At 68.7% G+C, this 18,528-nt stretch carries 14 protein-coding genes; 4 read left to right on the top strand and 10 right to left on the bottom strand.

Annotated elements, in window-relative coordinates; all coding sequences use genetic code 11:
• From hpnE to HWX00_RS23105, 3 genes are read left to right on the top strand one after another with little or no spacing between them, the layout of a single operon-like run.
• Entirely contained in the window at nt 1–1,254 is a 1,254-nt protein-coding gene (gene hpnE / locus HWX00_RS23115) for a hydroxysqualene dehydroxylase HpnE (RefSeq protein ID WP_059559269.1), read from the top strand.
• Between the two features lie 12 nt (nt 1,255–1,266).
• Complete coding sequence (gene shc, locus HWX00_RS23110; RefSeq protein WP_175028854.1) at nt 1,267–3,240, top strand: squalene--hopene cyclase; 1,974 nt, start codon at nt 1,267–1,269, stop codon at nt 3,238–3,240.
• A 54-nt stretch (nt 3,241–3,294) separates the two neighbouring features.
• Complete coding sequence (locus HWX00_RS23105) at nt 3,295–3,951, top strand: phosphorylase (protein WP_051700964.1); 657 nt, start codon at nt 3,295–3,297, stop codon at nt 3,949–3,951.
• A gap of 114 nt (nt 3,952–4,065) precedes the next feature.
• Here HWX00_RS23105 and HWX00_RS23100 read toward each other — a convergent pair whose 3' ends face one another.
• Nucleotides 4,066–5,037, bottom strand: coding sequence for an MlaA family lipoprotein (locus HWX00_RS23100; protein WP_175028855.1), 972 nt, complete (start codon nt 5,035–5,037; stop codon nt 4,066–4,068).
• Nucleotides 5,030–7,663: a hopanoid transporter HpnN gene (gene hpnN / locus HWX00_RS23095; RefSeq protein ID WP_034187566.1), complete on the bottom strand. Its 2,634-nt coding sequence runs from the start codon at nt 7,661–7,663 to the stop codon at nt 5,030–5,032. Before hpnN ends, HWX00_RS23100 begins: the two co-directional genes overlap by 8 nt.
• Nucleotides 7,664–7,973: 310 nt before the next feature.
• Between hpnN and HWX00_RS23090 the strand changes: the two genes are divergently transcribed.
• Entirely contained in the window at nt 7,974–8,570 is a 597-nt protein-coding gene (locus tag HWX00_RS23090) for an MlaC/ttg2D family ABC transporter substrate-binding protein (protein WP_175028856.1), read from the top strand.
• 415 nt (nt 8,571–8,985) lie between these two features.
• Here HWX00_RS23090 and HWX00_RS23085 read toward each other — a convergent pair whose 3' ends face one another.
• The 8 genes from HWX00_RS23085 to glcF form a co-directional block, all read right to left on the bottom strand.
• Nucleotides 8,986–9,579, bottom strand: a complete 594-nt coding sequence (locus HWX00_RS23085; protein WP_034187568.1) for a type VI secretion system amidase effector protein Tae4 — start codon at nt 9,577–9,579, stop codon at nt 8,986–8,988.
• Nucleotides 9,579–10,142, bottom strand: coding sequence for a PAAR domain-containing protein (locus HWX00_RS23080; RefSeq protein WP_059559258.1), 564 nt, complete (start codon nt 10,140–10,142; stop codon nt 9,579–9,581). The genes HWX00_RS23085 and HWX00_RS23080 overlap by 1 nt, the downstream gene beginning before the upstream one ends.
• A 202-nt stretch (nt 10,143–10,344) precedes the next feature.
• Complete coding sequence (locus HWX00_RS23075) at nt 10,345–10,989, bottom strand: response regulator (RefSeq protein WP_049028717.1); 645 nt, start codon at nt 10,987–10,989, stop codon at nt 10,345–10,347.
• A complete protein-coding gene (locus HWX00_RS23070) occupies nt 10,986–12,398 on the bottom strand; it encodes a cache domain-containing protein (RefSeq protein ID WP_175028857.1) in 1,413 nt (470 codons plus the stop codon). The genes HWX00_RS23075 and HWX00_RS23070 overlap by 4 nt, the downstream gene beginning before the upstream one ends.
• A 133-nt stretch (nt 12,399–12,531) precedes the next feature.
• The gene (locus HWX00_RS23065; protein ID WP_034187571.1) at nt 12,532–14,097 is read right to left on the bottom strand and encodes a sensor domain-containing diguanylate cyclase; all 1,566 of its coding nucleotides are present in this window, start codon (nt 14,095–14,097) and stop codon (nt 12,532–12,534) included.
• A 564-nt stretch (nt 14,098–14,661) separates the two neighbouring features.
• Nucleotides 14,662–16,836, bottom strand: coding sequence for a malate synthase G (locus HWX00_RS23060; RefSeq protein WP_034187572.1), 2,175 nt, complete (start codon nt 16,834–16,836; stop codon nt 14,662–14,664).
• Between the two features lie 42 nt (nt 16,837–16,878).
• Complete coding sequence (locus HWX00_RS23055) at nt 16,879–17,283, bottom strand: GlcG/HbpS family heme-binding protein (RefSeq protein WP_059559247.1); 405 nt, start codon at nt 17,281–17,283, stop codon at nt 16,879–16,881.
• Nucleotides 17,284–17,306: 23 nt separating this feature from the next.
• Nucleotides 17,307–18,527: a glycolate oxidase subunit GlcF gene (glcF, locus tag HWX00_RS23050; protein WP_034187574.1), complete on the bottom strand. Its 1,221-nt coding sequence runs from the start codon at nt 18,525–18,527 to the stop codon at nt 17,307–17,309.
• Nucleotide 18,528: the final 1 nt, after the last annotated feature.

Raw genomic sequence — 18,528 nt, 5'->3', positions numbered from 1 at the left:
ATGCCCAGAACCGTCCACGTGATCGGCGCCGGACTCGCGGGCCTGTCGGCCGCGGTCGAGCTGCAACGCCGCGGGCGGCGCATCGTGCTGCACGACGCGCACGCACACGCAGGCGGCCGCTGCCGTTCGTGGTTCGACGGGACGCTGAACGCGACGCTCGACAGCGGATTGCACACGGTCTTCGCGGGACAGCCCGCGACGCAGCGCTACCTGCGCGCGATCGGCGCGGCCGATCAGCTCGCGGGGCCCGCGCTGCCTGAATGTCCAGTCGTCGACGTCGCATCGCGGCAGCGCTGGACGCTGCGCTTCGGCGACGGGCGCTGGCCGTCGTGGCTGTTCGACGCCGCGTCGCGCGCGCCGGGCACGACGCCGCTCGACTACCTCGCGCTCGCGCCGCTCGCGTTCGCGCGCACGGGCCGCTCGCTCGCCCAGACGATGCGATGCGACGGCGTGCTGTGGGATCGTTGGCTGCGGCCGTATTTCCTCGGTGTGCTGAACGTCGAGCCGCGCCACGCAAGCGCCGAGCTGGCGCGCGCCGCACTGTGCGGCACGTTCGGCGCGGGTGGCCCCGGCAGCCGCCCGCTCGTCGCGCGCCACGGGCTCGGCAGCGCATTCGTCGAACCGGCGCTGCGGATGCTGCAGCACGGCGGCGCGCAGATCCGGCTGAATTCGCGGCTCGACGCATTCGAATTCGGCGCGCACGGCAATGCGGTCGATGCGGTTTCGGTCGGCGGCGAGCGCGTCGATCTCGCGCCGGGCGACGCCGTGGTGCTGGCCGTGCCGCCCGAGGTCGCGCGGCCGCTGGTGCCCGAACTCACCGCGCCCGATACGTTCAGCGCGGTCGTGACCGCGTATTTCGCGGTGGAGTCTCCAGCCGGCCATCCGCTGCAGACGGCCGTCGTGAACGGCATCGTCGATGCGGTGCGCACCGGCGGCGGCCAGCTTGCGGCGACGATCCGCGACGCGGGCCGCTGGCTCGACACGCCGCGCGACACGCTCGCGCGGCGCATCTGGGAAGACGTCGCGCGCGTGACCGGCGCGAACCCGGAAACCATCCCCGCGTGGCAGCTCGTCGTCGAGCCGCGCGCGGGTTTTGCGGCGGTGCCGTCGCAGGAAATGAAACGTCCGGCCGTGCGTACGCGCTGGACCAATCTCGTGCTCGCGGGTGACTGGATTGCCACCGGCCTGCCCGCCACGATCGAGGGCGCGATCCGTTCCGGCCAGCTGGCCGCGGACGTGCTCCAGACGCAATAAACAGAGGGACCAATGAACGATCTCACCGAAATGGCTACCCTGTCCGCCGGCGCGGTGCCGGCCGGCGTCGACGCGGCCGTCGCGCGTGCGACCGACGAGCTGCTGGCCGCACAGCAAGCGGACGGACACTGGGTCTACGAACTCGAAGCCGATTCGACGATTCCCGCCGAATACGTGCTGCTCGTCCACTATCTCGGCGAGACGCCGAACCTCGCGCTCGAGCAGAAGATCGGCAACTATCTGCGCCGGATTCAGCAGGCCGACGGCGGCTGGCCGCTGTTCACCGACGGCGCGCCGAACATCAGCGCGAGCGTGAAGGCGTACTTCGCGCTGAAGGTGATCGGCGACGACGAGAACGCCGAGCACATGCAGCGCGCCCGCAAGGCGATCCACGCGATGGGCGGCGCCGAGATGTCGAACGTGTTCACGCGCATCCAGCTCGCGCTGTACGGTGCGATTCCGTGGCGCGCGGTGCCGATGATGCCGGTCGAGATCATGCTGCTGCCGCAGTGGTTCCCGTTCCACCTGTCGAAGGTGTCGTATTGGGCGCGTACCGTGATCGTGCCGCTGCTCGTGCTGAACGCGAAGCGCCCGATCGCGAAGAACCCGCGCGGCGTGCGCATCGACGAGCTGTTCATCGATCCGCCCGTCAACGCCGGGCTGCTGCCGCGCCAGGGCCACCAAAGCGCCGGCTGGTTCGCGTTCTTCCGTGTGGTCGACCATGCGCTGCGCGCGGTCGACGGCCTGTTCCCGAGCTATACGCGCGAACGCGCGATCCGTCAGGCCGTGTCGTTCGTCGACGAGCGCCTGAACGGCGAGGACGGCCTCGGCGCGATCTATCCGGCGATGGCCAACGCGGTGATGATGTACGACGCGCTCGGCTACGCGGAAGATCATCCGAACCGCGCGCTCGCGCGCAAGTCGGTCGAGAAGCTGCTCGTCGTGCACGAGGACGAGGCGTATTGCCAGCCGTGCCTGTCGCCGGTGTGGGACACGTCGCTCGCCGCGCATGCGCTGCTCGAGACGGGCGATGCGCGCGCGGAAGAAGCCGTGCTGCGCGGCCTCGAATGGCTGCGTCCGCTGCAGATCCTCGACGTGCGCGGCGACTGGATCTCGCGCCGCCCGCACGTGCGGCCCGGCGGCTGGGCGTTCCAGTACGCGAACGCGCACTACCCGGACGTCGACGATACGGCCGTGGTCGTGATGGCGATGGATCGCGCGCAGAAGCTCAAGCAGTCGGACACCTATCGCGATTCGATGGCGCGTGCGCGCGAATGGGTCGTCGGCATGCAGAGCAGCGACGGCGGCTGGGGGGCGTTCGAACCGGAAAACACGCAGTACTACCTGAACAACATCCCGTTCTCCGATCACGGCGCGCTGCTCGATCCGCCGACGGCCGACGTGTCGGGCCGCTGCCTGTCGATGCTGTCGCAGCTCGGCGAGACGCCGCTGAACAGCGAGCCGGCCCGCCGCGCGCTCGACTACATGCTGAAGGAACAGGAACCGGACGGCAGCTGGTACGGCCGCTGGGGGATGAACTACGTGTACGGCACGTGGACGGCCCTGTGCTCGCTGAACGCGGCCGGCCTGACGCCGGACGATCCGCGCATGAAGCGCGGCGCGCAGTGGCTGCTGTCGATCCAGAACAAGGACGGCGGCTGGGGCGAGGACGGCGACAGCTACAAGCTGAACTACCGCGGCTTCGAGCAGGCGCCGAGCACGGCGTCGCAGACGGCCTGGGCGTTGCTCGGCCTGATGGCGGCCGGCGAAGTGAACCACCCGGCCGTTGCGCGCGGGGTCGACTACCTGATCGCGCAGCAGAACGAAGAAGGCCTGTGGGACGAGACGCGCTTCACGGCGACGGGTTTCCCGCGCGTGTTCTACCTGCGCTACCACGGCTATCGCAAGTTCTTCCCGCTGTGGGCGCTCGCGCGCTACCGCAACCTGAAGCGCGACAACGCGACGCGCGTCACGGTCGGGATGTAACGCGTGGGCGTGTCACGACACAACGGCGCATTGCCCGTCATCGCGGTGACGGGGATGGCGTTCGAGGCGCGCATCGCGCGCGGCGACGGCGTCGAGGCCGTGTTTGCCGCGCGGGCCGACCGGCTCGAACGCGCGCTGGCCGACGCGACCGCGCGCGGTTGCGCGGGCATCGTCAGCTTCGGTACGGCCGGCGGGCTCTCGCCCGATCTGGCGCCCGGCGCGCTCGTGATCGCGAACGCGATCGACGGGCCGTTCGGCCGTGTGGAGACCGACGCGGGCTGGAGTACGCGGCTCGTCGCCTCGCTGCACGACACGCCGGTGTGGGCGCGTGTCACGCGCGGCACGATCGCGGCCGTCGGCGCGCCGGTCGTCAGCGAACAGGAGAAGACGTCGCTGCACCACGCGAAGGGCGCACTGGCCGTCGACATGGAGTCGCACATCGCGGCGGCCTTCGCGGCGGCGCGCGGCGTGCCGTTCGCGGTGTGCCGCGCGATCGTCGATCCGGCGTGGCGCACGCTGCCGCGCGCGGCGACGGCCGGCCTGCGCGACGACGGCAGCACGGCGATCCTGCCGATCCTGCGTGAACTGCTGAAGCAGCCGTCGCAGCTCGGCCCGCTGCTGCAGGTCGCCAGCGACGCGCGCGCGGCGCGTACGACGCTGATCCAGGCGCGGCACGCGTTCGAGCGGACGGGCGCGATGCGGATCGTCTGAGCGGCCCGCGCCGCGGCTGTCTCCCCTCCTCCCGGATTCTCCGTTTCGTACGGACAAAAAAAGAGCGCTGCGTGATGCAGCGCTCTTTGTCCTTGCGCGGCCGCCGGTGCGGCGTTACTGCGCGGCCGGACTGCTTGCGGGTGCCGTCGGAGCAGCCGGCACGGTCGCCGCCGGTACCACGGCCGACGCCGCGGCAGGCGCGCTCGCGGGCATCGCATTGTCCGCGCCCGGGTCGTCGTACTGCGGCAACCCCGGCGCAGCCGGCGCGGGGTTCGGCGAGGCGCCCGATGCGCCGCCCGCATCGCCCGGATCCTCGTAGTTCGGCAGCCCCGGCACGGCCGGCGTCGCGGCCGGCACGGCGCCGGCTTCACCCGGCTCGTTGTAGGTCGGCAGCGCGGCCGACGACGACTGGCTGCGGTACGTCAGCGACTTGCGCTGCTGCAGGTATGCGTCGCGCACGAACGAATACGGATCGAGCGCGGCCTGCTTCAGCAGGTCGGTCGCGCCGAGCAGGTCCGAACGCGCGCTGATGAACTGCGCGATGTACATCGGGTTGCGCGCGGCCGGCTCGATGTAGTTCAGCAGGTTGAAGCGCACGTCGACCGCGCGGCCGACGCCGTCGCGGACCGTGCTCGGCCCGAACACGGGCAGCACGAGGTACGGGCCGGACGGCATGCCCCAGCGCGCCATCGTCAACCCGAAATCCTGGTGATGCTTCGGCAGCCCGGCCGGCGTCGCGATGTCGATCAGGCCGGCGACGCCGAACAGCGAGTTCATCGCCACGCGCATCAGATCCTGCGTCGCATCGGTGATGCGCAACTGCAGCAGGTTGTTCGCCATGTTGCCGAGATCGCCGAGGTTCGAGAAGAAGTTGCTGATCGCGGTCCGCACCGGCGTCGGCGTGACCTTCTGGTACCCCTTCGCGATCGGCTGGGCGATGTTCGTGTCGACCGTGTCGTTGAACTTGTACATCGCCCGGTTCATCGGCTCGAGCGGGTCGTCGGGATTGCGGTTCGGTCCCGTCGCGCAGCCGGACAGCATCGCGCTGGCGGCGACGGTCGCCGCAATGATTCGCACCTTATTCATTGATTCCTTGCGATTGGTTCTTGGCACGTTTGACGCGCGGTTTGCCCATCAGGACGGGCTGGAACACCACGGCGCCGATCAGCGTGCAGGTCAGGGCCAGCGCGAGCAGCTTGCCCATGCTCGACGTGCCCGGATGGTGTGACAGCCACAGGCTGCCGAATGCGGTCGCCGTCGTCGCGGCGCTGAACAGCACGGCATGCGTGAGGCTCGAGTGCAGCAACCCCGTCTGCCCCGCGCGCCATGCCATCACGAAATACACCTTGAACGCGACGCCGACGCCGAGCATCAGCGGCAGCGCGATGATGTTCGCGAAGTTGAGCGACATGCCGAGCACGACGCACATCTCGAGCGTCACGATGCCCGACACGAGCAGCGGCACCAGCGTGCGCAGCACGTCGCCGAAACGGCGCAGCGTGATCCACAGCAGGATCGTGATCGAGATGATCGACCACAGCGCCGCGTGCAGGAACGCGTTGATGATCGTGTCGGCCGAATGCAGGATCGAGATCGGCCCGCCGGTCGCGCCCGGTTCCGCGGCCTTCACCGCCTTCGCGAAACGGCGCAGCATCGTGTCGTCGTTCGGATCGACGCCCTTCGGCACCTTCGGCGAGATCTGCACGAGCGCGTGGCCGTCCGGCGCGACCCAGTCGCGCACGAGTTGCGGCGGCAGCGATTCGCGCGTGATGTCCTGCGGCTGCAGCAGCGACGCGAGCTGGTTGAGCGCGATGCGCAGCGTGTCGGCGAACGCGCGCTCGGCGCGGTCGCGCGTCGCGCTGTCGGCCGCCGCGAGCTTCGCGAGCGACGCGGACAGGTGCTGCGCGGCGGCCGCGCCGGGGCCCGGGTGATCTTCGGCCGCGTAGCCGAGCAAGTCCGACACGCGCTTGAGCGCGGCCACGCGCTGCGCATCGGTCGCGGGCGGCGCGGCCGGCTGCGTCAGCGCCGGCAGCAGGTCGCTCGCGGCCGCGGCGATCGCCGCGCGCTTGGCCGGCTGGTCGGCGGGGATGAAGGTCGACAGCGTGGTCGTGCGGCCGACTTCGGGCAGCGTGTCGAGGCGCTTCGCGGCCGCGTCGGCTTCGGCGAGCGACGGCGCGAGCAGCGTGACATCGTTGACCGCGGCTTCCGGCGAATCCTTCAGCGCGAGCAGCGTCGCCATCGATTCGCTGTTCGGATCCTTCAGGTGCAGCGGGTTGAAGTCGAAGTGCAGGAACGCGAGCAGCGGCAGCGCGCCGATCACGACCGCGAGCGTGCCGATCAGGATCGGCTTGCGATGACGATCGAGGTAGTCGTCGACCGGCGCGAGCCACGGGAAGCCCGGCGTCTTCGATTCGCCCGGCGGCGCGAACAGGCGCAGCAGCGCGGGCAGCAGCGTGAGCGTGGTCAGCAGCGCGACGAACATCCCGACGCCCGCGATCAGCCCGAGTTCGGACACGCCGCGATAAGCCGTGGGGATGAACGAGAAGAAGCTCGCGGCGACGGCCGCGGTGGCCAGCGCGAGCGGCATGCCCATCGAGTGCGCGGCGCCGATCAGCGCGTGATCGATGCGCGGATCCCGGAAGCGTTCCTCGCGGTACTTCACGCCGTACTGGATCGAGAAGTCGACGCCGAGGCCGACGAACAGCACCATGAACGCGACCGAGATCATGTTCAGCGAACCGACCATCGCGAGGCCGAGCGCGGCGGTCACGACGAGACCGACGAACAGCGTGACGAGCACCGAGCCGATCATCCGCTTCGAGCGCAGCGCCAGCCACAGGATCACGAGCACGGCGAGCAGCGTGAGCACGCCGTTGAGTGCGGCGCCGTCTTCGACCGACGCGAATTCGTCGTCGGCGAGCGGCTGCTCGCCGGTCAGGCGCACGGCCGCGCCGTAGCGCTTCTCGAGGTCGAGCGAACGGGCCGCGTCGCGGATCACCTGGCTCGTTTCCGCGCCGGCCTTCAGCGCGCCGTAGTTGACCACCGGCTGCACGGTGACGAACGCGCGCGCGGGCAGCCGCGCGGCATCGTTGTCGACCAGCGCGCGCCACGAGAACGCGGCCGGCTTGCCGGCCAGCACGTCGTCGACCGTCGCCGCGCTGCGCGCGAGCAGCTTCGCCATCGCGGGCAGTTTCACCTGGCCCGTCAGCAGCGGCTGGCCGAGCGTGGTGGCCAGTGTGGTGGCGAGCCCGGTCAGGCTCGGGTTCTTCGCGAGTTCGTTGACGAGCGGGCGCGCGCTCGCGAGCTGCGACGTCGTATCGGCGACTTCCTGCGGCGACAGGAACAGCAGGCCGTTGTGCTCGAAGAACGGCCCGCCGCCGGGCTCGGCGACCTGGCCGATGCGGCCGGCGGCCGCGTCCTTCCGCAGTGCTTCGGTCAGCGCATGCGCGGCGGCAGTCGCGAATTCGGGCGCGGGTGCCTCGACGACCGCGAGGATCGTGCCGTTGCGTTGCGGGAACGCCTTGTCGACGGCCTGCCCGAGTGCGGCCCATTGCGGCTCGGCATCGACGAGCTTGCTGATGTCGGTGTTGATCTTGAAATGCTGCGCGACGTAGACGCCGCTGACGGCGGCGATGACGAGCGACAGGACGACGACCCAGACGGGGCGGCGCACCGACCATGCGACGAGTCGGACGATGAGAGATGTCACCATGTGGCGGTGGGGAGCGGCTGGCAAGGGCAAAGTAGCCAAGTATACCGGCGCGGCGTGGCGGCGGTCGTGACGTTGCGGGTTTCGGGGCGGGAAGGAGATTTGCTCGTGGCGGCGAAATCGGTACCGATGACCGGTTCGTTTGTATGGGGATATTTACATAATCGGTGCGGGGCCGCGCGGCCTGTGACAAATGCGGCTGAAAGGTAACAGTCGGTCACCGTGAGGCACCGGGGCGTCGGGCCCGGTATACTTTGCTTCACCGGCCGATGCAAGGAGCCGGTCGTTTTTTCCCATCGAGTGCGATATCCGTATGAAACGTCATCTGTTTGCTTTCTTCGCGGCCGCCGCCGTGTCGGTTTCCGCTTTCGCGCAGAGCGCGCCGGTCGACATCGTCCGCAATGCGGTCGAGGGCACCGTCAATGCGATGAAGGCCGACCCGGCCGCGCGCGGCGGTGACATGGCGAAGGTCTCGCAAGTCGTCGAGCAGCGCTTCCTGCCCGCGACCAACTTCGAGCGCACGACCCGCATCGCGGTCGGCGATGCGTGGAAGCAGGCCACGCCGCAACAGCAGCAGGAGCTGTACAAGCAGTTCCGGCTGCTGATGACGCGCACCTACGCCGCGTCGCTCGCGCAGCTCGGCAGCCAGGACGCGAAGTTCTCGTTCAAGGCCGGCGGCGCGTCGGGCGCCGACGCGCTCGTGCAGTCGACGGTCACGACGCCGGGCGACAGCCAGTCGGTCGGCTACCGTCTCGGCAAGGTCGGCAACGACTGGAAGATCTACGACATCGACATGTCGGGTGCGTGGCTGATCCAGGTGTACCAGGGGCAGTTCAAGAGCCAGCTGTCGTCGGGCGGGATCGACGGGCTCATCGCGTATCTGCAGAAGCACAATTCGCGGACGAACTGACGGCTGATTCAAGGCCGCGGTCCGGATGCATGAAGGGCGCCCTCGGGCGCCCTTTTTTCATGGCTGCGCGTTGACTGTGCGTCATGTGCCGATGCCGAGCATCCGCAGGCAGTCGTCGACCACCGCATCGACGAATGCCGCACGATTCGTTTCCGGTGACGACGCTTCATTCTTGGCCGCGTGTCCGAGAATTAACGTGATTTCCTGCGAGTTACGATGCTCGCCGAGACGATCGCAACGATGACAGACAGCCCACCCCATCCTGCGAAGAATGCATTCGCGATTTCCGGGTTCGTATCGAAAAGACTGCCCCTGCCATGCAGGACGAACGTTCCGTATGCGTAGAGCGCGCCCCAGCAGAACAAGGTCGCGCAGGCTGCGCCGACAAGTGCGCCCGCTACAGCGGCAACGAGTTTCATTTGACGGGAAAGAACAGGATGGTTTTTGAGTGACGGAAATCAGACCAGAAGCCCGCTATGACTATATTCCATGAAATCCGAATGCCTGATGCGAAACCGGTGAGCCTGCGTCCGTTCCAGAGGTCGATATGCCCGCCGCTCAAATTATCTGGCGAATCGCCGTCCTGCAACCAGTAGCCATCGAAAAAGACAATTCCGGTTCGGCCTGCTACTTTGCGTGCCCAATCGGGTCCCGTAATGTTCTCGGGAGGCAGCACGCCGGCGACCGGCCGCAGCTTCAACCATTCGGCGAACTCGTATGCACGAGTCGCGGTCGGTTTACCGTCGATGAGAAGGCGGCCTATCGTCGGTTTGCCCGGCATCGGCCGAACCCGCTTCTGCGAAAACGACTTCATTGCGATGCCGACCTTGTGCAGCGTCACGCTCATCCGGATTGCACACTGGTTCTTGTATTGTCCGTTCGGATCGTCGTACGGATTGCCGTGAGCATAGTTGTTCCAGAGCTCGGAAAACGTCACGGACTTCAACTCGACTGCCTTGTGCGATTCCGGCACGGCGGTTGTCTTCACGGTTGTCCTCGGGTTCGGCACTATGCGTCCCCGCTTGATCGGGCGAGCGCTTCGTCGCCCCAATAGACGACGTATTCATCCTCACTGGCAGTGTGAATGCGCGGCAGATGCCCGCTGTCATCGAGGTGGCCCGAGTGGATGCGTCCGTCCGACGTTTCGATAACGTACGGATAGCCTGTCGACGCACCACTTCCGATGGCGTGAACGGATTCGTCGTAAGCGCCCGCGATGATCGACACGACACCGCCTTTCCGATTTTCGCCGGACGTCACAATGCCTGCCGTTTCCGCCATGTCATCGCACCATGATTCGCCGGCGAGGACCGCGACGATGCGCGGCGGTGTCGGGCAGCCGCATAAGACGACGTCACCATCGGCGGCCGTTTCACCCATGAATTCGAGACGTCGCGGCCCGCCGGCCTTGGCGATCGGCCCGGTGCCTTGGCATGCATCGCAGAATGCGAGACCGCCGATCAACGCAACCTGGCGACCGGGGCTGCCGAACGTGAATGTTGGCCCCGCATAGGCAAGGATGCTTCCCCCGGTCTCCAGCGCGTCGCCGACCACCGCGATACGGCGTTTCATGATTTCGCTCCCCGGTTCCGGTCGCCGACCCGTGTCGGCGATACCGTGTGCCGCGTGACGACGTCACGCGCGGGAGGGCGCGGCTCATGACGATGTCGCCTGCTGCGGCAAGCGAAAGGATTCCATCGACCCGGGGAGCGGTCGATTGGACGAGTATGAAATTGAACGGCGAATCGAGAGGGGATGCGCTTGGGGTACCGACCTACCGCCGCCGATGCTCGACCGCGAACTTGATCAGCTCGGCCTGCCCTTCGATCTCCAGCTTGCGCTTCAGGTTGAGCCGGTGCGTTTCGACCGTGCGCACCGACAGCCCCGTCTGCTGCGCGATCTGCTTGCTCGACAACCCTTGCGCCAGCGCATCGAGGATGTCGCGTTCGCGCGGCGTCAGCCGATCCAGCGGCGACGCGGTCGCGCTCGCGTGGATCATCCGCGCGGCCAGTCCTTCGCTGAAGAACGTCTGTCCGGCCAGCACCGCGCCGATCGCGCGGACGATCTCGCTCGCGGGCGAATCCTTCAGCAGGTAGCCGCTCGCGCCGGCCCGCACGGCTTGCGTCACGTATTCGACGTTGTCGTGCATCGACAGCATCAGCACGCGGATGCCGGGAAACCGATCGTGGAACACGCCCGCGAGCGTGATGCCGTTCATCCCGTTCATGCCGACGTCCATCAGCGCGAGATCGGGTTCGAGCGACGCGGCGAGCGCGAGCGCCTCGTCGGCGTTGCCGGCTTCGCCGACCACCGACAGGTCGGCCGCCTCGAGCCGCATCCGCAGGCCGTCGCGCACGAGCGGATGATCGTCGACGAGCAGCAGTCGGGCGGCGGGCCGGGCGGAGTCGGGGGCGCTCATGCGTGAAAGTCTCCTGTCATGGGGCGTGTCGTCACGCCGCGCAGCGGCACGCGCGCGGCGACGATCGTGTGGCCGACCTGCGACGCGATCGTCAGCGTGCCGCCGAGCGCGTCGAGGCGCTCGCGCATGTTGCGCAGGCCGATGCCGCGGCGCGCGTCGGCCTGCGAGCGTTCGGCGTCGAAGCCGCAGCCGTTGTCGGCGATGGTCAGCGTGACGGCGTGCGCGCCGACGTCGAGCGTGACGGCCGCGCGCGACGCCTGCGCATGATGCACGATGTTGCTCAACGCTTCCTGCGCGATCCGGAACAGCGCGGTGTTGACGGCCTCGGGCAGCGGCTGCGCGCCGCTGTGCGCGACCTGCGTATAGCCGATGTCGATGCCGCTTTCGGCGCCGAGTTCGCGCACGAGTTGTTCGAGCGCGGCCGCGAGGCCGAGATCGTCGAGCATCGACGGCCGCAGCGCATGCGAGATGCGCCGCACTTCGCGCAGCGTGTCGCCGAGCCGACCGACACCCGACGCGAGCGCCTGCTCGGCTTCGGGCACGCGCGCCGTGCCGCGCTCGAAGCGCGCGAGCGCGGATTCGAGCATCAGCTTCGCGGACACCATCATCTGGCTGATCCCGTCGTGCAGCTCGCGCGACAGCCGCGCACGCTCCTGCTCCTGCGATTCGACGATGCGCTGCGCGAGCAGCTTGAGCTTCGCGTCGGTGCTGCGCGACTCGCTGACGTTCAGCACCAGCGCGCATACGGCGATCGCCGCCGCGCCGGTCAGCGCGATCGCGGTGAGCCAGCTCATCGTGCGCTTGATGTTCGCGGATGCCCGCGCGTCGATGCGCTGCAGCGCGGTGTCGACGTCGTCGAGATAGATGCCGGTGCCGACCATCCAGCCCCATCGTTCGAGCGCGACGACGTAGCCGAGCTTCGGCGCGACGCGGCCCGTCGACGGTCGCTGCCATGCGTAGCGCACGTAGCCGCCGCCGCTCGACGCCGCGCCGATCAGCTTCTGGATCGTCAGCGCGCCCTGCGGGTCGCGCATCGACCAGTAGTTGTGGCCGACCCGTTCGGGCTCGCGCGGATGCATCAGCGCATTGCCGTGCAGGTCGTACACGAAGAAATAGCCGTCCGGGCCGAAATCCATTTTCTGCAGCATCGCGAGCGCCTGCGTGCGCAGCAGCGCGTCGTCGCGCGCATTGCGGCCGCTCGCGTCGTAGAGCGGCATGATCGCGCTCGTCGCGAGCTCGACATAGTGCTTCAGCTCGACTTCCTTGCTCGACAGGTACGCGGCCTGGATCGTCGCGTGCTGCGTGCGCGCGAGCGACGTCGCCTGCTGGCGCACGCCGAAGCCGATGCCGGCGATCGCGAGCAGGAACGGCACGACGGCCAGAAGGAAGATCTTTGCCTTGAGTCTCATGGTGGTGCGAAGCGGCCGCGAACCGGCGCGGGCCGGCCGGGCGCGTCAGCCGCGCGGCGGCGCGGCGGCGGATCGAGCCGACATTGTCGGCGATTTTGCGCGCGGGCGGCGCCGCCGCCGGGCACCCGGGCGTTCAGGCCCGCCGCGATTCGAAATGGTCCGGCGGCGCGGCCGTCTGCACGACGATGCGATTGCGCCCGGTTTCCTTCGCGCGATACAGCGCGTCGTCGGCGAGCTTCAGCGCGGCCTGTATGTCGTCGTCGCGTTCGGGGTAGCTCGTCGTCACGCCGATGCTCACGGTCAGGCGGCCGGCCGTGCCGGCGTCATGCCGGATGCCGAGATCGAGGATGCCCGTGCGGATCGCCTCGGCGATCGTCACCGCGCCGTCCGTGTCGATGTCGGGCAGGACGACGACGAACTCCTCGCCGCCGTAGCGCGCCGCATAGTCGGCCGGGCGGCGCAGGCAGCCGGCGATGCAGTGGCCGACCGCGGCGAGCGCGTCGTCGCCGGCCTGGTGGCCCTGCGTGTCGTTGTAGCGCTTGAAGTAATCGACGTCGATGAACAGCAGCGACAGCGCGTGCTGCTCGCGCGCGGCGCGGCGCCATTCGCGCGCGAGCGTGACGTCGAGCATCCGGCGGTTGTCGAGGCCCGTGAGGCCGTCGGTGCGCGCGAGCGCCTGCAGTTCGGTTTCCGCGCGGTGGCGCTTGCGCAACTGCACGTCGAGCAGCAGCGACAGGCCGACGAAGCCGATCGCGAGCACGGCCATCGCGGAGCCGATCGGAATCGCGCGGTCGTACCACGCGGCGTAGGTGTCCGCCTCCGAGCGCGCGACCATGATGATGAGCGGCAGGTGCTCGAGGTGCCGGAACACGTACAGGCGCCGCACGCCGTCGATCGTCGCGGTGTCGGCGAAGCTGCCTTCGTTGGCCGTCATGAAGCGCCGGAACGTGCTGGCATGGCTGATGTCGCGGCCGACGATCTTGGGGTCGTACGGCTCGCGCGCGACCATCTTGCCGTCCGTGTTGATCAGCGCGATCGAGCCGCGATCGCCGAGCGACAGGCGCGAGAACAGGTTCTGGAAATATTCGAGCCGGATCGACATCACGGCGACGCCGCCGAACGACCCGTCGGGCTTCGCGATCCGCCGGCTGAGGGCGATGCTCGGGGAGCCGCCGCGCAGCCGGGAGTGATACGGCGGGCTGACGTACAGGCCGACGTCGGGATGGTCGCGGTGCACGGCGAAATACGGCTCGTTGGCGAAATTGGCCTTGCGCGGCACATCGCTCTTGCCGTCGACCGCGATGTCGCCCTTCGCGTCGAGCACGTAGATGCCGCCGAGGTACTTGGCGGTCGTCGCGCGGTCGAACAGCACCTGGCGGCGCAGCGGCATCGGCAGCTTGACGACTTCGGGGTCGGTCGCGCCTTCGACGACGGCCTGCAGCGACAGCGAATAGATCTCGATGTTGCGCTCGATGTCCCACGACGCCATCAGCGCCAGGTTCTGCTGCATCGCAATGGAACGGTCGCGCGCGTCGATGCGGCCTTCGTACAGCACGATGCCGCACAGGAGCAGCAGGAGCAGCGCGATCAGCAGCCCGGTATAGAAAATCAGGTGCGGCAGCAGGAACCTGCGCAGATGAGCGGCGACACGGCGCGTCGGGCCGGATTCGCTGGGCATTGCGTAGTCGGTTTCTGCCATGGTCCGTGTGGATCGATGGGCATCGCCGCCTGGCGGCGGGCCGATGCGATTGTTCGTATGACGTGTCGGCGGCGATCCGGTGCGCGGCCCTTCCGGCGCCTTCCCGCCGTTCGGCGGAGAAAGTTGACACCGATTATCGGCAATCGCGGCCGGATTAACCGGTAAATCATCGATTCACCGGTGGCATCTGCCGCGATTCGACGATCCGGCGAATCGGGTGGCGTGGATTCAACGGAGTATAACGCGCGCGTTCGTGTGCGCGGAAAATGTTGCGACCCGTTGATCCGGATCAAATTATAGTGAATTCACGGACTTGCAAATATCGGGCAGAGCGTTGCGGTACAAGGCTTTGCGGTATGCAAAAGGGTGCCGCGCCGCGTATGGCCGGCGATTCCACTGGTTTAACGGCGGGCGTCCGAGATACTTGAATGCACGTGGTATGTACCGATTATCGGTTTCAGCGGACGATTGCAGTGGCCGTGTCAACGCGAATATGAAAACGGGCGGCCGCGAGGGCCGCCCGTTTGGTCAGGCCGGCATGCGGACCGGCCCGCATGCGCAGGTTTAGGCGCCGTGCTGTTGCGCCTTGAACGCGAGGCGGAACTGGTGCAGCAGCGGCTCGGTGTAACCGCTCGGTTGCGACGTGCCCTGCAGCGCGAGCGCGCACGCGGCCTTGAATGCGGTCGACTGGTCGTAGCCGGGCGCCATCGGGCGATAGTTCGGGTCGCCGGCGTTCTGCTGGTCGACGACGCGCGCCATCCGCTTGAACACGTCGAGCACGAAGGCCTCGGTGATCACGCCGTGGCGCAGCCAGTTGGCGATGTGCTGGCTCGAGATGCGCAGCGTTGCACGGTCTTCCATCAGGCCGACGTCGTGGATGTCGGGCACCTTCGAGCAGCCGACGCCCTGTTCGACCCAGCGCACGACGTAGCCGAGGATGCCCTGCGCGTTGTTCTCGACCTCGCTCAGGATCTCGGCCTCGCTCCACGCGGCGCGCTCGACGACCGGCACGGTCAGCAGCCCTTCGAGCAGCGTGTCGCGTTCGCTCGCGTACGGCGTCTTCTCGAGTTCCTGCTGGACGGCCTGCACGTCGACGAGGTGGTAGTGCAGCGCGTGCAGCGTCGCGGCGGTCGGCGACGGCACCCAGGCGGTGTTCGCGCCGGCGCGCGGATGCGCGATCTTCTGCTCGAGCATCGCGTGCATCAGGTCCGGCATCGCCCACATGCCCTTGCCGATCTGCGCGCGGCCGCGCAGGCCGGCCGACAGGCCCGCGAGCACGTTGTTGCGCTCGTACGACTGGATCCACGCGGACGACTTCATGTCGCCCTTGCGGATCATCGGGCCCGCTTCCATCGCGGTGTGCATCTCGTCGCCGGTGCGGTCGAGGAAGCCGGTGTTGATGAACGCGACACGCGCGGCCGCCGCGGCGATACACGCGGCGAGGTTCACGCTGGTGCGGCGCTCCTCGTCCATGATGCCCATCTTCAGCGTGTTGCGCGGCAGGCCGTACAGATCCTCGATGCGCGCGAACAGCGTATCGGCGAACGCGACTTCGACCGGGCCGTGCATCTTCGGCTTCACGATGTAGATCGAACCCGTGCGCGAATTGCGCTTCGCCTTCAGGTCGTGCAGCGCGCACAGCGTCGTGACGACGCCGTCGAGGATGCCTTCGGGGATCTCGTTGCCGTCGCGGTCGAGCACCGCGCCGTTGGTCATCAGGTGGCCGACGTTGCGCACGAACAGCAGCGAGCGGCCGTGCAGCGACAGCGTGCCGCCGTCGGGCGTGGTGTACTCGCGGTCGGCGTTCAGGCGGCGCGTGAAGTGCTTGCCGCCCTTCGCGACCTCCTCGGCCAGCGTGCCCTGCATCAGGCCGAGCCAGTTGCGGTAGAGCTGGACCTTGTCGTCGGCGTCGACCGCCGCGACCGAATCCTCGCAGTCGATGATCGTGCTGACCGCCGCTTCGAGCACGATGTCCTTCACGTTCGCGAGATCGGCGCGGCCGATCGGCGTCGACGCGTCGATCTGGATCTCGAGGTGCAGGCCGTTGTGCTTCAGCAGGATCGCGGACGGCGCGTCGGCCGTGCCCTGGTAGCCGACGAACTGCGCCGGCTGCGCGAGCGATACGTTGCCTTTCGCGGTTTCGACGGCGAGCTGGCCGTCCTGCACGCGATAGCGCAGCGCGTCGCGGTGCGAGCCGCTCGCGAGCGGCGCCGCGTTGTCGAGCACGTTGCGCGCATAGTCGATCACGCGCTGGCCGCGCGTGGGGTTGTAGGCCGCGGTGCGTTCGGCGCCGCCGTCTTCGGGCAGCGCGTCGGTGCCGTACAGCGCGTCGTACAGGCTGCCCCAGCGGGCGTTCGCGGCGTTCAGCGCGTAGCGCGCGTTCGACAGCGGCACGACGAGCTGCGGGCCGGCCTGCGTGGCGATCTCGCTGTCGACGTTCGCGGTGGCTGCCGCGACGTTCGACGGGACCGGCACGAGGTAGCCGATTTGTTCGAGGAAGGCACGGTACGCGGCGTGGTCGCGTACGGGGCCCGGGTGGGCACGGTGCCACGCGTCGAGTTCCTGCTGCAGGCGGTCGCGTTCCGCGAGCAGTTCGCGGTTGCGCGGCGCGAGGTCGTGCACCAGGGCCGAGAAACCGCTCCAGAACGCGGCCTTGTCGATGCCGGTGCCCGGCAGCGCTTCGTTTTCAATGAACTGGCTCAGCGCTGGCGCGACTTGCAGTCCTGCTTGGTCGATCATCGTTAATCCTCCCGGGGAAAAATGCGCGCGCGGCTTGGCTGGTTATTCCGCGACGCTCTGTGTGCCGGCACGGGCGATCTGCGCGTCCTGCTCCGACTTTACGCCAGACACGCCGATCGCGCCCGCAATCCGGCCGCCGACCGTGACCGGCACGCCGCCTTCGAGCAACCCGCTCAGCGGCGCGCTGAGAAACGCGGTGCGGCCACCGTTGATCATATCCTCATACGCCTTCGTCTCGCGACGGCCGAGCGCCGCCGCGCGCGCCTTGTCCTGCGCGATGTCGCTGCTGGCCGGCGACGCGCCGTCCAGCCGCGCGAACGCGAGCAGGTGGCCGCCGTCGTCGACGACGGCGATCGACACGGCCCAGCCGTGGCGTTCCGCTTCCGCGCGGGCGGCGGCGAGCATGCGGTCGGCATCGGCCAGTTCGAGTTCGGGTTTCGTCTGCATGGTGGCATTCCTCCGGAATCCGGTCAGTTGACGAGCCGGTTGTCGACGAGCTCGATCCAGTGGCGTACGGGCGTGCGACCCGCGCCGTTCAGGTGAGTCTGGCAGCCGACGTTGGCCGTGACAATCAGGTCCGGCCGCGCGGCTTCGAGCGCATCGAGCTTGTTGTCGCGCAGCGTCGTCGCGAGCTCGGGCTGCGTCAGCGAATACGTGCCGGCCGAGCCGCAGCACAGATGGCCGTCGGCGACATTCGTCAGATCGAAGCCGAGCCGCGTCAGGACGCTTTCGACCGCGCCGCCGAGGCGCTGAGCGTGCTGCAGCGTGCACGGGCAGTGGACCGCGATGCGGCGCGGCGTCCCATCGGCCAGCGCGTCGAGCGGCTCGGCCGCGATCACTTCGGCGAGATCGCGCGCGAGCGTGCTGACGCGCCGCGCCTTCTCCGCATAGACGGGGTCGGAGCGCAACAGGTCGCCGTATTCCTTGACGAACGCGCCGCAGCCGCTCGCCGTCAGCACGATCGCTTCCGCGCCGGCTTCGATCGCCGGCCACCACGCATCGATATTGCGGCGTGCGCGGACCAGGCCCGCCTCCTGCGCGTTCAGGTGATATTCGGTCGCGCCGCAGCAGCCGGCCTCGCGCGCCGGCGTGACGCTGATGCCGAGCCGGTCGAGCACGCGCGCGGCGGCCGCGTTGGTGTTCGGCGACAGCGACGGCTGCACGCAGCCTTCGAGCATCAGCACGCGCCGGGCGTGACGCGCGGCGGGGCGCGCGGCCGCCGCGGGGACGGCGGCCGGGATCTTGTCCCGCAGCGTGCCGGGCAGCAGCGGGCGCAGCGCGCGACCGGCCTTCAGCAGCGCGGCGAACGTCGCCGGACGCGGCACGACGTGACGCAGCCCCGCGCGCAGCCATCGTTCGCGCGCGGGCCGCGGCGCGCGCTTCTCGGCTTCCGCGCGGCCGATGTCGAGCAGCGTGTGGTAGCGCACGCCGGACGGGCAGGTGGTCTCGCAGTTGCGGCACGTCAGGCAGCGGTCGAGATGCCGTTGCGTGCGCTCGCCGCACGGCTCGCCTTCGAGCAGCTGCTTGATCAGGTAGATGCGGCCGCGCGGCCCGTCGAGCTCGTTGCCGAGCACCTGGTAGGTCGGGCAGGTCGCATTGCAGAAGCCGCAGTGCACGCAGGCGCGCAGGATCGCTTCCGCTTCGTCGGCCCGGGCGAGGGCCTTGCTTGCTTCGCTGAGATTGGTTTGCATC

This window comes from Burkholderia seminalis DSM 23518, from assembly GCF_902832885.1.
Taxonomy (GTDB): domain Bacteria; phylum Pseudomonadota; class Gammaproteobacteria; order Burkholderiales; family Burkholderiaceae; genus Burkholderia; species Burkholderia seminalis.
This window is presented reverse-complemented; position numbering and strand designations above follow the sequence as displayed.